Source organism: Paenibacillus sp. FSL R7-0302 (genome assembly GCF_038006885.1).
Taxonomy (GTDB): domain Bacteria; phylum Bacillota; class Bacilli; order Paenibacillales; family Paenibacillaceae; genus Paenibacillus_AQ.
Genome location: NZ_JBBOWB010000002.1, coordinates 443,868 through 458,754, shown reverse-complemented (window position 1 = coordinate 458,754; position 14,887 = coordinate 443,868). Strand labels below are relative to the sequence as shown.

13 protein-coding genes and 1 tRNA gene are annotated in these 14,887 nt (G+C 55.4%); 5 read left to right on the top strand and 9 right to left on the bottom strand.

Annotated features, from left to right (window positions below; genetic code table 11):
- Window positions 1-63: 63 nt before the first annotated feature.
- Complete coding sequence (locus tag MKY96_RS27645; RefSeq protein ID WP_340945474.1) at window positions 64-1,857, bottom strand: helix-turn-helix domain-containing protein; 1,794 nt, start codon at window positions 1,855-1,857, stop codon at window positions 64-66.
- A gap of 254 nt (window positions 1,858-2,111) precedes the next feature.
- Between MKY96_RS27645 and MKY96_RS27640 the strand changes: the two genes are divergently transcribed.
- A tRNA-Leu gene (locus MKY96_RS27640) sits at window positions 2,112-2,195 on the top strand.
- 180 nt (window positions 2,196-2,375) lie between these two features.
- Here MKY96_RS27640 and MKY96_RS27635 read toward each other — a convergent pair.
- Complete coding sequence (locus MKY96_RS27635; RefSeq protein ID WP_340945472.1) at window positions 2,376-3,662, bottom strand: Gfo/Idh/MocA family protein; 1,287 nt, start codon at window positions 3,660-3,662, stop codon at window positions 2,376-2,378.
- Between the two features lie 127 nt (window positions 3,663-3,789).
- Here MKY96_RS27635 and MKY96_RS27630 point away from each other — a divergent pair, with 127 nt between their 5' ends.
- Both MKY96_RS27630 and MKY96_RS27625 read left to right on the top strand, forming a co-directional pair.
- Window positions 3,790-4,605: an AraC family transcriptional regulator gene (locus MKY96_RS27630; RefSeq protein ID WP_340945470.1), complete on the top strand. Its 816-nt coding sequence runs from the start codon at window positions 3,790-3,792 to the stop codon at window positions 4,603-4,605.
- A gap of 126 nt (window positions 4,606-4,731) precedes the next feature.
- Window positions 4,732-5,451, top strand: coding sequence for a bZIP transcription factor (locus MKY96_RS27625; protein WP_340945469.1), 720 nt, complete (start codon window positions 4,732-4,734; stop codon window positions 5,449-5,451).
- A gap of 70 nt (window positions 5,452-5,521) precedes the next feature.
- Here MKY96_RS27625 and MKY96_RS27620 read toward each other — a convergent pair whose 3' ends face one another.
- From MKY96_RS27620 to MKY96_RS27595, 6 genes are all read right to left on the bottom strand, one after another.
- Window positions 5,522-6,829: a 6-phospho-beta-glucosidase gene (locus MKY96_RS27620; protein ID WP_340945467.1), complete on the bottom strand. Its 1,308-nt coding sequence runs from the start codon at window positions 6,827-6,829 to the stop codon at window positions 5,522-5,524.
- Window positions 6,830-6,835: 6 nt separating this feature from the next.
- Entirely contained in the window at window positions 6,836-7,831 is a 996-nt protein-coding gene (locus tag MKY96_RS27615; protein ID WP_340945464.1) for an N-acetylglucosamine kinase, read from the bottom strand.
- Window positions 7,832-7,843: 12 nt separating this feature from the next.
- Window positions 7,844-8,836 carry a LacI family DNA-binding transcriptional regulator gene (locus MKY96_RS27610; RefSeq protein WP_340945463.1) on the bottom strand — a complete coding sequence of 331 codons (993 nt, stop codon included), beginning with the start codon at window positions 8,834-8,836 and terminating at the stop codon, window positions 7,844-7,846.
- Window positions 8,837-8,937: 101 nt separating this feature from the next.
- The gene (locus MKY96_RS27605) at window positions 8,938-10,326 is read right to left on the bottom strand and encodes an ABC transporter substrate-binding protein (RefSeq protein ID WP_340945460.1); all 1,389 of its coding nucleotides are present in this window, start codon (window positions 10,324-10,326) and stop codon (window positions 8,938-8,940) included.
- A 40-nt stretch (window positions 10,327-10,366) separates the two neighbouring features.
- A complete protein-coding gene (locus MKY96_RS27600) occupies window positions 10,367-11,245 on the bottom strand; it encodes a carbohydrate ABC transporter permease (RefSeq protein ID WP_340945456.1) in 879 nt (292 codons plus the stop codon).
- Window positions 11,242-12,141, bottom strand: coding sequence for a carbohydrate ABC transporter permease (locus MKY96_RS27595; RefSeq protein WP_340945453.1), 900 nt, complete (start codon window positions 12,139-12,141; stop codon window positions 11,242-11,244). The genes MKY96_RS27600 and MKY96_RS27595 overlap by 4 nt, the downstream gene beginning before the upstream one ends.
- A 281-nt stretch (window positions 12,142-12,422) precedes the next feature.
- Here MKY96_RS27595 and MKY96_RS27590 point away from each other — a divergent pair, with 281 nt between their 5' ends.
- Window positions 12,423-12,845 (top strand): hypothetical protein, encoded by a 423-nt coding sequence (locus MKY96_RS27590; protein WP_340945450.1) that lies wholly within the window; start codon window positions 12,423-12,425, stop codon window positions 12,843-12,845.
- 60 nt (window positions 12,846-12,905) lie between these two features.
- On the opposite strand, the gene udk is transcribed toward MKY96_RS27590, so the two are convergent.
- A complete protein-coding gene (gene udk, locus MKY96_RS27585) occupies window positions 12,906-13,535 on the bottom strand; it encodes a uridine kinase (protein ID WP_340945448.1) in 630 nt (209 codons plus the stop codon).
- A 195-nt stretch (window positions 13,536-13,730) separates the two neighbouring features.
- On the opposite strand from udk, the gene MKY96_RS27580 reads away from it, so the two are divergent.
- The gene (locus MKY96_RS27580; RefSeq protein ID WP_340945446.1) at window positions 13,731-14,822 is read left to right on the top strand and encodes a threonine aldolase family protein; all 1,092 of its coding nucleotides are present in this window, start codon (window positions 13,731-13,733) and stop codon (window positions 14,820-14,822) included.
- The last annotated feature ends 65 nt before the right edge of the window (window positions 14,823-14,887 follow it).

Below are 14,887 nucleotides of genomic sequence, written 5' to 3'. Positions count from 1 at the left end.
GGCTTAAGCAAAAGCGTTCGGCGCTTCTGCTTAAGCTGCTGCATGTTATACAACAACGCTCCCTTAGGCGAGGCTCAGCACCGTTTGTGCAAGAGTATCTCCCTGATGTTCCAGAGAAGCAACCTTGCCCAGCAGCTCTGCCTGCAGCTCACGCTGCCGGGTCGTCCAACTGGCTCTGGGGGCAGCGCCGGCTGTTTGGAGTATGGCCGGGCCGGACATCTCCTTATAGTATTTATCCAGCAGGGCAGCCATTTCAACATAGATTGCCGACATCTCTTCCAAGGCAGCTTGTTGTTGCGGGTCATGCACCAGCGGCAGAGAGTCGAGTAAGTAGGCGGCTGCACAGCGGCGGGCATCTGCCAGGGCCATCATACAGAAGTGATTGACGGATAATCTGCGGCTGAAGGCTTCTTCGTCCGCTGCGGCGTACCAAGGGTGGTCCAGCAGTCCCTCGCTCCATACCTCCAGCGCCTTGTATCCTGCGGCATAAGAGCTGCTGTTGGATAGGGTCTCAGCCTGCATAGATTCCAGCTTAACGCGGAGCGACGCATACAGATTCTCCAGCGCAGACGGAGCCTCCGCCTGATCGCCAAGACGAATCAACCGGTAAGGCCATTGATCCACATGGAGATACCCTTGGCTTACCCTCATATGAGCCTGGAACTCAGGATCAGCTTCAAGCTCACTGAAGGTCTCATCGTCAAAATAACTGCGGCACAGCAGCACATCACCCTCCGCCAGATATCCTGTAATGACTCCCCACTCCGGCGCTACTCTGAGGTTAATGGCAAGGGGCAGTCTGCCTTGGCGGATATCCTCCAGAATCGCCAGCTTCTCGGCTGTGCGCTGCTGCGGCTCTAACCGGTTGGCCCGGTGAGCACTAAGTCCATAAGCCTTACAGGCGGGGATGGAGTAGTCATAGACGACAAGGGCATCTGCAGCGCTGTAGTCCCATACCGGTTCAAAAGCCACCCTCCAGCAGGCTCCCGAATAGCCCATCACCTGCTCATAGGTGGTCTCTACGCCTCTGGCGGTAAGAGTGAGCGTCATGGCCCCTGCCCAGGAGCAATCCTGCCCCCGTCCGAAGCCCAGCCGCGGAATCCCTTCAATGATGCATTGATCCCGGGAGGAGCGGGTCTGATAGAGATGGCTGCGGTCCCGGCTGTAATGAATCTGTTCGCCTTCCGCACAGCTTACGGCGTGAATACCTTCGGTATTCAGGTAGACCAGCAGCAGGTAGTCCTGACCCCCGCAGTCGATCAGGCTGGGAAACAGCTCATGTGTGGCGGTGAACTGAGTCCAGCGGAAATGCTCGTAATGCTTCATTTTGTCCGCAACGCTGCGGTGTGCCTGTTCATTCCCATAATGCGCAGCCATAATCTGCAGCTCATTACTGCTTGAGACATGCCCGTTCGAATGGATATCTATCGTAAGCAGCTGGTCCTTCAGCACAAAGGTCGAATACATACCGTCAGGGGTCTCATAGGTAACCAGCAGCAGCTTCAGGCGGCCGTCATTCCATGAGTGGGGAAAAAGATGCTCTCCAGGGATTAAGCTTAAGCGGTCTGAGACTACGAACTGGTTCACAAGCTGGGTAACATCCAGCTCCTGCTGTCCATCCGTATAGATCGCAGAGAGCACCACGAGCTCCTGGGGCAGCAAAATGCCGTCAATGGAGTGATTCAATGCGGCGGATAGCAGAGGAAGGGTGGCCGTCTCCGGCAGAGACTTGCCGGTCTCCCATTTGGATACCGCCTGGGCGCTGACATGGAGCAATTCCGCTAATTGTTCCTGGGACAAGCCTCTTGTTTTGCGGAGGGTGGCAATTCGTTTACCAACTTTTTCGCTAACGATCATGCGCAGTACAACTCCTATAGTGGATTCCGACGTCGTAAGTCTATTATAATCTCCGTTTTCGAAATAACCCATATACTGGAGTAGGGCACGCGGTATAACAAAATCAACCGTAAGTTGAGGCAAGCTGTGACGCACCAGCTAACCCCCTTCTGAATGTGGCTGTGTCCCTCTTTAACCATGATAAATAAAAAAGACTTGTTCTTTTGAAGAATTCATGATATATTACTTCTTGCGTTGCATTGAATGTTTTCTTTGCGGTCATGGCGGAATTGGCAGACGCGCTGGCTTCAGGTGCCAGTGGTAGCAATATCGTGGAGGTTCGAGTCCTCTTGACCGCATAATGGTTTTAACCGTGATGCAAGCGAAGACCCTTCTTAAATGAAGGGTCTTTTTTTTGCTGCGAATAGAATATATGCTAAAAACCGAACACAGCCCCCCTTCACCACGTACCCGTGATAAAAGGGGGGCTTTTGCATGATCGTGCAGGGTTCATCTCTACTGCGATACCACGCGCTATATTACCCCTGCCAGATGTCAGCAATCCGCACCGGCTGGCCGGTCTTCATGGAGCGGTTGGCGGCAATGCCGGTCATAATCGACATCGCGCCGTCCTTGTGCGAAGCTGCGCGGTTGAAGCGGTCCTCCTGCTTTTTGTCAAAAATATCGCTCAGCAGCACCGGATCACCGCCGCCATGTCCGCCACTGCTGCTCTCGAACTCCACGCGGTAAGGCTCCTTGAAGTGAGGATAGATCATGATGCTGACGCCTTCCAACGCGCCTTCGTTTTCTTTTTTGCCGCCGGAATTGACGTAGGACTGCTCGGTAATCCGCACCTCCATCCGGCCCTGTGTACCGTTGAACACGATGATGAAGCCCTCCCACGGCATATATGCGTTAAGCGAATAGTTCATGACGGTCTTGTTCTTGTACTTGACCATGACATTCATGGTGTCCTCGATGCTGATATTGTCCCCGAATACACTCTGGTCGCGCTGGTACCCGTCCTCGTGCTCAGCATCCAGGTACATACTCTTCAGGTGTTCATTACGGTCCAGGTGCAGCGCGAACGGGTCGTTCTCGGCAGCCTTGCTGCCGTAGGCACGCTGATAGAACTCGGTGATGCCCCGTTTCTCGGCATTCTCTCTCCCGTAGAAGCGCAGATCGCCCATGGCGAAAACCGTGTCCGGCTGCGACCCCAGCCAGAAGTTCATCAGGTCGAAGTGATGCGTCGATTTATGCACCAGCAGGCCGCCGCTGTTCCGCTTGTCGCGGTGCCATCTGCGGAAATAGTCCGCTCCATGCTGGGTATTGAGCAGCCATTCGAAGTTCACGGACAGTATTTCGCCCAGCACGCCGTCCATAATGACCTCACGAATCTTCGTGTTATGCGGCGCATAGCGGTAGTTGAAGGTGACCCGCAGATTCTTGCCGGTGCGCTCAATTGCATCGAAGATCTCCCGGCATTTCTCCTCGTCAACCGTCATCGGCTTCTCGGAAATGACATCACAGCCCAGCTCCATCGCGCGGATGATATATTTGTGATGCGTCCGGTCAATCGTAGTCACCAGCACGAAGTCGGGCCGGGTCTCGGTGATCATCCGGTCGAAGTCTTCTGCCTTGTACGTAGGAACCTCATGATAATCGTATTTGTCCGTAAGCATATGATTGGCGAAATTCATCCGTGTCTGATTGACATCGCAGAAGGCCACCAGCTCGGAGGTTTCGTTGTAAGCGGTAACAAGAGCGCCATAGAAAAATTCAGCCCGGCCGCCGGTGCCGACAAGTGCATATTTCTTTTTGGACAAGGGGATCACTCCATTTACTTGGATTTGATTCTATTTTATAGTATAGAAAATGCAGAAAGTGAACGGTATTTAGTCATTTTTGCTCAAAAGTGTGCTTATCTTATCCATTCAGGGGGCTTAGTGCAGGGTGGAACCTATTTTTCAGATTGAGCAGCTGAGGCGCATCGGGCATTTCAATATGGACACCGACCATTTCCATGATTTCTACGAAATATATTATCTGCTGTCCGGGCAGCGTCACTATTATATCCGTAACGGAAGGTACGCGCTGGAAGCCGGAGACCTCGTGTTTATTAACAAAAATCATCTGCACCGCACAACCGGCGGAAGCCATCTGCCGCATGAGCGGGTGCTGATCAGCTTCAATGATGCCTATCTGGAGCCGGTGGCACCCGGGGCAGACTGGATGAATGTGTTCGAAGGGGAGAGCTTCCTGCTGCGGCCTACGGCGCATGAACAGGGACTCATCACAGATCTGCTCCAGGCGATGCAGGAGGAACAGAAGGAGGGGCTGCGCTGGAGCACTGAATATACAAGGATGCTGCTGCAGCAACTGCTGATTACGCTGGAGCGGATCAGGAGGGCGAAGCCCGCCCTGGTCTCACCGGAGCAGAGCGAGGGGCAGCGCCGGGTATACAGTATCATCGAATACCTGGACAACCATTACAGCGAGCGGCTGAGCCTTGGGGGGATTGCCGAGCGGTTCTTCATCAGCGCTACGTATCTGTGCCGGATTTTCAAGCAGACGACAGGCTTCACCATCATTGAGTACCTGAACTATGTCCGCATCCGTGAGGCTAAGGTACTGCTCACGCAGACGAAGTGGCCGATCACCCGGGTGGCGGCGGAGACGGGATTTGAGAGCATTGCGCATTTCGGGCGGGTATTCAAGGCCATTACGAGGCGTTCCCCTCTTCAGTACCGCAAGCAGCACAGGGGATGAAGACTACGGCTCGCATCCGCTGTTACATTCGACAATCGCTACGAAAATGTTACATATTTTTCTATCTTTTGACACGGGATTGGCCTTATAATGGTGAAGGATTAAATACAAATATTGGGGTGTGTTATGAAAATGAAATCAGGGGGCCTCTGGCTTGCTGCTGCTATGCTGACGGTAACCGTAACCGGGTGTTCCTCGGACAATGCAGGCGCTGGCAGAGAGAGCATGGAGAAGCTGAAGACAGAGATTAGTGAGCTGCAAAAGGAGAACAAATTCCTGAAAGAACAGAATGATATGTTAAAGGAGAGCCTGGTAAAGCCTGTGACAGCGCAAGAGGAGGGCGGTACGGCTGAACTTCTAAATAACGGGAGCAGTCCGGCAGCGGCTGAACCCGGGGAGGACCACAAGCTGATCGTAAAGGGCACGCCGCTGGTTATCGATGGAACGGGTGAGTATACCATTACCAAGACCTCATTCAGCAAAATAGTTAATCCGTCGAATCCGGGCTCATACTACACCTACTATGAAGCCAAGGAACCGGGGACAACCTATCTGGCGATCACTTTGAAAGTGAAGAACCTGGCAGGTGAAGCTATGAATGCAGACGAAGTAGCGGATGTGGAGGTCAAATACGACAATAAATACGAGTATAGTACCTTCGATACCATGGAAAAGAACGGCGGGGAAGATTTCACCTATACCAATATCTCGAGGATTGAACCGCTGAAGAACGGCACGCTGGTGTTCTTGGCCGAGATTCCTGATGAAGTGAAGTCGAGCGGCAAGCCGCTATATGCGGATTTCGAGATTGAGGGTGAAACCTACCGTTATATCATAAAGAAATAAGAGAAGAGCCTGTGCGGCCGCAGAGTGAACTGTGGTCAGCAGGCTCTTTATTGATGTAAAAGGATTAATCCTAAGCGAAAAAAGCTGGCAGATACTCCTTGTTCGCCTCCAGCATCTCATCCAGCATGGCGATCGCCACTTCCACGGAAGGGACGAGCGGGTGATGGGCCAGCGCCTGGATCGCCAGGCTGCGGTCGCCGGTCACGGCAGCATCGATGGCGAGCTGCTCATAGGTCTTCACGGCATGGATCAGCCCCTTGGCCATCGGCGGAATCTGGGTCAGCGGCAGCGGAAGGGGACCGGTCTTAGTGACGACGCAGTTCACCTCGATGCTGGCATCGTCCGGCAGGAAGTCAAGGATGCCCCGGTTCGCCACATTCAGCGTCTGAATGTCATTGGTCCCGTTGTAGAGCGAGCGCATCAGGTTCACGGCCGCCTCGGAATAAAAGGCTCCGCCGCGCTGCTCCAGCTGCTTCGGCTTCTCATCCAGCGCAAGATTGCTGTAGATGGCGAACAGCTCCTCCTCCACACGCTTGACGACTTCAGCACGGTTCCCGCCTTGTGCGGCGGCTTCCTGCTGCTCCGCGAGCATCGCATCGGTCATGTAGAAGTACTTCAGATAATACGAAGGCAAGGCATGCAGCGATTGCAGGAACTCGGGGTTCCATTCGCGTGCCGGAACATTCTTTGCGCTGTAGCCTGCGGTATCCTCCAGCATCTCTTGCAGCTTGTCTTCACCCTCCACATCAATGCGGGTAATCCAGTGCAGGTGGTTCAGGCCGACGAACTCGGCGTAGATCCGATCCGGGGCAGCGTCATATTTAGCCGATACCTGCTTGATCAGGCCAATCGGGGCATTGCAAAGGCCGATACTTTTCACCTTGGAGTAGCGCAGCACCGCCTCGGTGACCATGCCTGCCGGATTGGTGAAGTTGAGCAGCCAGGCGTCCGGTGCCAGCTCCTCAATATCCCGGCAGATGCCGAGAATGACCGGGATGGTGCGCAGCGCCTTCAGCATGCCGCCGGGACCGGTCGTCTCCTGGCCGATCACGCCGTATTTCAGCGGAATCGCCTCGTCACGGGCACGGGCGTCCAGCATCCCGACACGAATCTGCGTGCTGACGAAGTCCGCACCGGCAATGGCCTCGCGGCGGTCGGTGGTGAGATGGACCTGGATCGGCAGGCCGGACTTCTCCACCATGCGCTTCGCCAGAGCGCCTACGATGTTCAGCTTATGCAAGCCTGCCTCAATATCTACAAGCCATAGTTCCCGGACCGGAAGCTCCTTATAATGCAGGATGAAGCCTTCTACCAGCTCAGGGGTATAGGAAGAACCCCCGCCGATGACGGCAATCTTAAGACCTTGCTTCGCTGTCACAATGAATCACTCCTGTCTGGTGGTTGTGGGAATAAACTCGAACTCCCTGTAAGCATGCATCGTCTCATACATAGCCTGGCTGACGGTGATCCCGTCACTCTCCAGCGCCGACCAGAGAGCGCCGACCACGGGCTCGGTGGACAGTGTGACCACCGCCGCCCCCGGTGCCGCTTCGCGCACCGCCTGCTCAATCGGTCCGCGAATCCAGCCCCGGTCGCCCCGGGTTAGCAGGCTTCCGGCCAGGACCACATCAAATTCATCGTTCTCCATAATGAGCCGATGAATGACGGCCGCAGCAGCCTTGCCCAGCTCCACGCCTTGGCGGTTCAAGATCGCCAGGGCGGCGGCATCTCCCTCAGCCGCTGCCGGGAACAGCAGGCGGGCCGCATCCAGCGGCACCTGCTTCCCGTGATCGAGGAAGTCATTGTACATGTCTTCCACCCGCTCATAGCCGAGCAGCCTGAGGAGCGGCTCCGTCAGCAGTGTAGGAGCCTCGCGGCCGTCCCAGGCCCGGATGACCGTGCGGAACACCTCGATGTTCAGCGCGCCGCCGCCGCCGAAATCGCCGTACATATAATCGAAGCCGCCGCACTGGAAGTGGCGGCCCTGCGGACTACGGCCCGCCGCATTGGTGCCGGTGCCGCAGATCAGGGCTACGCCGTAGGGGCGGTTTGTGCCCGCCCGCAGGCCGATCATCGTATCGCCGCTGATCGTGTACTGCGTGAAGCCGATGCGGCGGATCATCGGATGAAGAATGTTATAGTCCGTCTGGCGGTCTGCACCGGCAAGCCCCAGATAGGCCTGCCGGATCTGATCCAGTCGGAGCCCGGCTTCGGCCAGCGCCATGGAAGCCGCTTCGCGGATGTTATTCTCCGCCTGCGTCACGCTGGTCTGGTGATTGCCGTTGCCGCTCCGGCCTTTGCCGAGGATGCGGCCTTGTTCATCGCATATGAGGGCGTAAGTTTTGCTGCCGCCCCCGTCGATTCCCATGTAATAAGCCAAAGTTTGTCACTCCTAAAGTGTAATCTTCGTCGATTCCCGCACGATCAGCTCCGGGTCGATCCGGATATTGGAGCCGCGCTTCATCTCCCCGCTGATCCGGCGCAGCAGCATGTCGGCGGCGGCGACTCCAATCTTGTCCGCCGGCTGGCGCAGGGTGGTCAGGTGCGGGCGGAGCTGGGAGGCGATATAGTGGTCGTCGTAGCCGACTACTGCAACCTCCCCGGGTACCTTTACGCCAGCCTCCATCAGAGCGTTAATGACCCCGAGGGCGATATTGTCATCTCCGGCGAATACCGCCCCCGGCAGCTTGCCCGCCGTGAGCCAGCGCTGGGCTGTGTCATAGCCCATGGCGATCTCGAATTCGCCGGGAACGATCTCGAACGGGGCGAGGCCCTGCTCCTCCAGCGCCTGCAGGAAGCCCGCGCGCCTCTCCCGCGTACTGCGGAACATCTCCTGCCCGCAGAGATGGGCGATGGAGGTATGCCCCAGCTCCAGCAGGTGGCGGGCTGCGGCATACCCGCCCTTGAAGTTGTCGATGGTGATCGAGTAGGTGTCATTCTCCGGCAGCTGATTGTCGATCAGCACATAGGGAATGCCCCGCCGCTTCAGCTCGACAATATAATTGTCCTCTTCCAGCGGGGAGAGCAGGATGAGTCCGTCCATTCTGTCCTCCTGAATCAGGTAGTGGCTCTCGCCGGAGCCGATGCCATCCGACACGGAGATGGCCAGATAGTATCCGTGCAGGGCCAGCGTCTCATTCAGCTCCTTGACTACGGCATCGAAGAAGGAATCCTGGAGTGTCGTGACGATCAGGCCGATGATCCCGGTCTTGCCGCTGGCCAGACTGCGGGCCGCTGCATTAGGGCGGTAATCCAGCTCCTTGATGGCGTCCAGCACCTTCTGGCGGTTCTTCTCCCGCACAGTCCCGGCACCGTTTAATACCCGCGATACGGTGACCACGGACAGTCCTGATTTTTTGGCAACATCAAAAATACTCACTTTCATCTCAAACGCTCCTTGCGGCGGATTTTCCGGTGCTATATTCTATTATCCAGTATACAGGTCGCACCGGAGTTCCGCTAAACGTATATCATTGCCGGGCCGCCTTATCTCTTGATGATCTCCATAACCTTCTTCTGGATCACCGGCATAACCTCTTCCAGCGGTTTGTGACCGGTCTCGACCGGCTGCAGCTCATTGATGAACATGTCGTTGATCTGCGAGTAGTGGGTGATCAGATGGTTATAGGATTCATAGCCGTATTTGACCGCGCCCTCATAGACTTTCTTCACATCCCCCGGATCAATGCCGTCAAAATGCTTGTAATACACCTCGGCCGCTTCCGTATTAACCGGCGGATTGCCGCCGCTCAGCTCGATGGACTTCTCCTGGACTTCGGTGGTCACCAGGTATTTGATCCATTCAAAAGCCTCCTTCGGATGCTTCGAATCCTTCAGGATCAGCAGCGGATCGACGTACAGCGTGCTGCGCACCTTGTCATTGCCTCCCCATGGCACGGCGGCTACGCCGACCTTAAACGGGAAGTCATTGGCCCCGGCGAGGTTCCAGGAGCCGCCGATCGACATGCCGATCTTGCCGGCGACGAACGGGTCGCCGTTCTGTCCGGCCACGCTTTTGCTCCACTCGGAAGTCGGGGACACCTTATCCTTGAACACAAGGTCGAACAGCTTCTGGTACGCGGCAATGACCTCCGGGGAATCGAAGTGCGTCTCGGAAGGGACACCGCCGTTAGTCCAGGTATCTTCAGAGTAAGGCTCTGCTCCGAAGTACAGCGGCCGCATATCACGCTCCGCCCAAGTGAAGTCCACGCCGTATTGTGTTTTGGCAATATCGTCCGAGACGAGCGTCATCTTCCTGGCATCCTCCACCATACGGTCAAACGTCCAGCTCGTATCCTCGTAATCGCTTGGCGGGTAGGAGACGCCTGCGGCATCGAACATATCTTTGTTGTAGAGCATCAGGGTGACGTACATATTGACCGGTATGCCGTAGGTATGACCGTTTACGGTATAGATTTTCATCAGGTTCTCAGGGATATGGTAGTCCTCAGCCTTGAAGCCGTCTTCCTTAATGAGGTCCGTCAGATCCAGCAGCATACCCTTGTTGTAGTATTCGGCAAAACCGCCGTATCCGTAGTGGCTTGTCACATCCGGGGAATTACCGCCGGCAATCAGCGTCTGCAGCTTGCTGTCGAACTGCTCATAGGGCGCCTTCTCCACCTTGACCTTGATGTTCGGATGCTCCTTCTCGAAATCGGGGATCAGCTTCTCGATAAAAGTCCGGTCCTCGGAATCAATCGTATAGTGGGATATCGTCACTTGCTCCCCTGAACTGCCGGTATTCCCGGCTCCGCTGTCACCTGCGGCCACGTTGCCTGCCGATTTGCCGCCTCCGCAGCCCGCCAGGATTGTCATTGCGGTCAGGGCTGCTGCCAGCAGCAGCGCATACCTCTTGCTTTTCATGATATGGTTCATTGTCCAATCCCTCCATGATTTCAAGTGTTATAACCCGCGATTACTTGATGCCCGTCAGTACGATGCCCTCGACGAACTGCTTCTGGGCGATGGCGAATAGGGTAACAATCGGGACCATCGCCAGGACGGAAGCGACCATCAGCAGATGCCACGGCGGAATGCGGAAGCGCGATGAGGTGAGCGAGGCCATGCCGACGGGAAGCGTGAATTTGTCCGACGAGCTTAAGTAGAGCACAGGGGTCAACAGATCATTCCAGCTGTAGATAAAAGCGAAAATTGCCACGGTTGCCAGCGCCGGTGCAGACAGCGGCAATGCGATGGTCCGCCACATCCGCAGCTCGCCGCAGCCGTCCATCCGTCCGGCATCGAACAGTTCCTCGGGCAGCGTGGAGAAGAACTGCCGCAGCAGGAAGATGTTATACGCCGAGCCGAAGAAGGCAGGCACAATCAGCGGGAGGAAGGTGTCGATCCACTGCATTTTGGAGAACAGCACGAACTGCGGAATCATAATGGCCGGATACGGCAGCATCATCGTGCTCAGCAGCAGGATGAACCAGAAGTTGTTGCCGCGTCCCCGGTATCTGGCGAACCCGTAAGCGACCAGAGCCGAAGAGAGCAGGGTGCCGAATACGGAGAACCCGGCGATGATCAGGCTGTTTTTGTACAGTGTGCCGAACTGAAGCGTCTCAAAAATATCGGTATAATTGCTCCAGGTCCAGCTCTCCGGCAGAAAAGTCGGCGGGAACTTCAGCATTTCCCGTTTCGACTTCAGCGAGGTGGAGACCATGAAGAACAGCGGCAGCAGCATAAGGAAGGTGGTAATGATCAGTGTGACAAAGCTGGCGATCTTAACAGGCTTGATTCTCCGGCGCAGCCGGGAAGGCGATTCAAGCGGGCGGGTGGCCTTAACGGTGCTCATCGGCGGCTGCCTCCTTCATAATGGACATAACGGCGCGAGAGCCTCATAATGACCGCCGTGAACAGCATGACGACAATCAGAAGGACCCAGGCAAGCGCGGAAGAGTACCCGGCACGGTATTCCTTGAAGGCACTTGTATACAGATTGTAGACGTAGAACCAGGTGGAATAATTGGGTCCGCCCTGCGTCATGACGAAGGCTTGCGTGAAGACCTGGAAGGAGTCGATCAGCCCCATAATCAGCTGGAACAGCAGGACTGGCGAGATCATCGGCAGTGTAATATTCAGGAAAATGCGGAAGCGCCCTGCCCCGTCCAGATTGGCGGCTTCGATCAGGCTGGCCGGGACGCCCTGCAGACCGGCGAGGAAGAGGATCATGCCCGAACCTGCTGTCCAGAAGGACATGATGATTAGCGCATACAGCGCCGTATCGGGATTCATCAGCCAAGCCGGGCCGTGAACGCCGAACCAGGAGAGCATATAATTGAAGAGGCCAATCTGCGGATTGAAGATCCAGTACCAGAGGAGCGACATCGCAACGCCGGAGACCATGCTCGGGAAATACATCGCGGTCCGGAAGAAGCCGCGCCACGGAAGGGTCTGATGCAGCAGCAGAGCGAACCCCAGACCAAGCAGCAGCTGTACTGGCACACTGATAAAGGTGTATCGCAGAGTGACTGTCACGGAACGCCAGAACAGCTCATTGTGGAACATCTCGGTGTAGTTGGCGAGGCCGATGAATTGGGGCGGATGAATAATGTCATAGTCGGTGAAGCTGTAGTACAGCGAAGACAAGATCGGGTACAGGGCGAAGATCAGGAAGCCGACCAGCCAGGGGGAAATGAACAGATACATATAGAACGTCTGCCGCCGGCTCTCACTCTTAATCACGAACACACCAGCCTTTCCTTGCTTAAAGTATAAGCGCTTTAACTTTATCGGTAAATAAAAATCGAAATACGCCATAATAACTAGGGAGAACAAATTACAAGTTAAACCGCTTTAATTTTAATGCTATCTGGTTCCCTAATCATAGTGGATGAACCGGAAATAATCAACCCTTTATTTCGGGAGTAAAGCGCTACCAGTCAGAAAATATAACAAATGAATGAATTGGTTTGCTGAAAATGATGAAAATTCTAGTGTGAACAAGAATTTTGTGTCAGGTTATATGACTTATGATCGCGATTTATGGAGCGGCTCACCTGCGGGCGATAGATTTGCATACAATGTGCCTGTCAGTCAACGCGCTGTCCAATGTAATCGGTTTTTCGCATACAATGGGCTCGGTAGCCCTCGCGGAGCCCCATGTAATCGGTTTTCCGATTACAATCAGCCCGTCAGCCCGCGCGCCGCCCAATGTAATCGGTTTTCCGATTACAATCAGCCCGGTAGCCCGTGCGCCGCCCAATGTAATCGGTTTTCCGATTACAATCAGCCTGGCAGCCCTCGAGCTGCCCGATGTAATCGGTTTTCCGATTACAATCAGCCCGGTAGCCCGCGCGGAGCCCCATGTAATCGGTTTTCCGATTACAATCAGCCCGTCAGCCCTCGCGCCGCCCGATGTAATCGTTTTTCCGCCTACATTATACTTTCCGTAGCAGCAAAAAACCGTCCGGCATGCCGGACGGCTACTGCACCCATATCAGCCGGTGCGCGGCTTAATTCCATTGGTGATCGCCGGACAGATACTTCTCGGTCAGTACCGACAGCAGCTCGATTCCGACTTGATTCTGTCCGCCTTCCGGGATGATCAGATCCGCGTATTTCTTGGAGGGCTCGATGAAGGCCTCGTGCATCGGCTTCACCGTGGTCAGGTATTGCGTATGGATCGAACGGATGGTCCGCCCGCGTTCCTCGATATCCCGCAGCACCCGGCGCAGGATACGCACATCGGGATCGGTGTCCACGAACACCTTGATGTTGAGCTGCTCGCGCAGCTTCTCATCGGACAGCACATGCAGTCCTTCCAGAATGACGATATTATTCGGGGCAAGCTCCACAGTCTTCTCGGTTGAACGGGCATGAACCGTGAAGTCATACACGGGAGCGAAGGCGGCTTGTCCCGCTTTGAGAGAATCCAGATGCTCGATCAGCAGTTCCGTGTCAAAGGCCAGCGGGTGGTCATAGTTAATGGCACCGCGTTCAGCCATGCTGAGGTAAGAATGGTCTTTATAGTAGTTATCCTGGGATATGAATGTTACTTTGTCAGAGCCAAGACGGTCAATCACGGAGCGCGCTACCGTTGTCTTGCCGGAGCCGGTCCCGCCGGCGATACCAATAATAAGCATGGTGAATTTATAAACCTCCCTAAGCAATTGCCTTTGCAATTCCAATATTGTAGCACAGCGGTCAACTTATTTCACCTTGCTGGAGCGGAATATCATGTGAACATTCTAATAATTCGGTTATTTTGTGGAGGAATGATATAATTTCAAGGATTCATACAGATCGGGTGCTACGAAGAAGGGGGCCGGGATAATAAAATGAACAAGGAGAATGCTTTAATGGAGGCGTTCGGCAGGACGCAGGTGCAGCTTGCTGGCCATGGCGGACGGGACGCAGCCGTACTTAAGAAGGCGCTGGCCACTGTAGAGGACAGTCTCGCTGCGGACATGTACGGAACAGGGACGGTAATTGAGGAGTTCCAGGCAGAGATGGCGGAGGCGCTGGGCAAAGAATGCAGCGTGTTCATCCCCAGCGGCACGATGGCCCAGCAGATTGCCCTGCGCATCTGGAGTGACCGGGAGGGCAGCCCAAAGGTCGCTTATCACCCGCTGTGCCATCTGGAGATTCATGAGCAGGACGGCCTGAAGGAGCTGCATCATCTGGAGCCGCTGCTGCTGGGAGGCAGAGACAGACTGATCACCCTGGATGATGTGAAGAATATGGGACCGGGCATCGCCTGTCTGCTGCTGGAGCTGCCGCAGCGGGAAATCGGCGGCCAGCTGCCGGCATATACCGAGCTGGAAGCCATATCGGCATACTGCCGGGAGCAGGGGATCAGGCTCCACCTGGATGGGGCTAGACTGTTCGAGGTACTGCCATACTACGGCAAAACCGCCGCAGAGGTCTGCGGGCTGTTCGACAGCGTATACATCTCCTTCTATAAGGGAATCGGCGGGATTGCCGGAGCGATCTTAGCCGGGAGCCGGGACTTCACGGAGGAGTCGAAGATCTGGAAGCGCCGCCATGGGGGCGACCTGATCAGTCTCTATCCCTATATTGTCCCCGCCCGGTATTATTACCAGCAGCGAATCAGCAGGATGTCAGAATACTATGAGCAGGCCAAGGAGCTGGCAGCCTTATTCAACAGCTGCCATAAGGTATCCACGCTGCCGGAGGTTCCGGTCTCGAATATGTTCCACATTCATTTCGCGCTGTCTCTGGAGCAGCTTGCCCCTGTATTGATTGGGATCTATAACGAGACCGGCATTGGCCTGACACCACGGCTCAAGCCAACCGGCGAGGCTTCCTGCTATTATGAGATCAATATCGGCGATCATTACGGCGAAGCGGACCAGACGGCCCTTAGAAGCATGTTCCGGCTGCTGGATGAGCGGCTGAAGCAGCTCTGATCAGCAAGCTTGCCAAGCCAAGAGAAGAAGCCTCTGCGGATCTTGTCCGCACAGGCTTCTTTGTT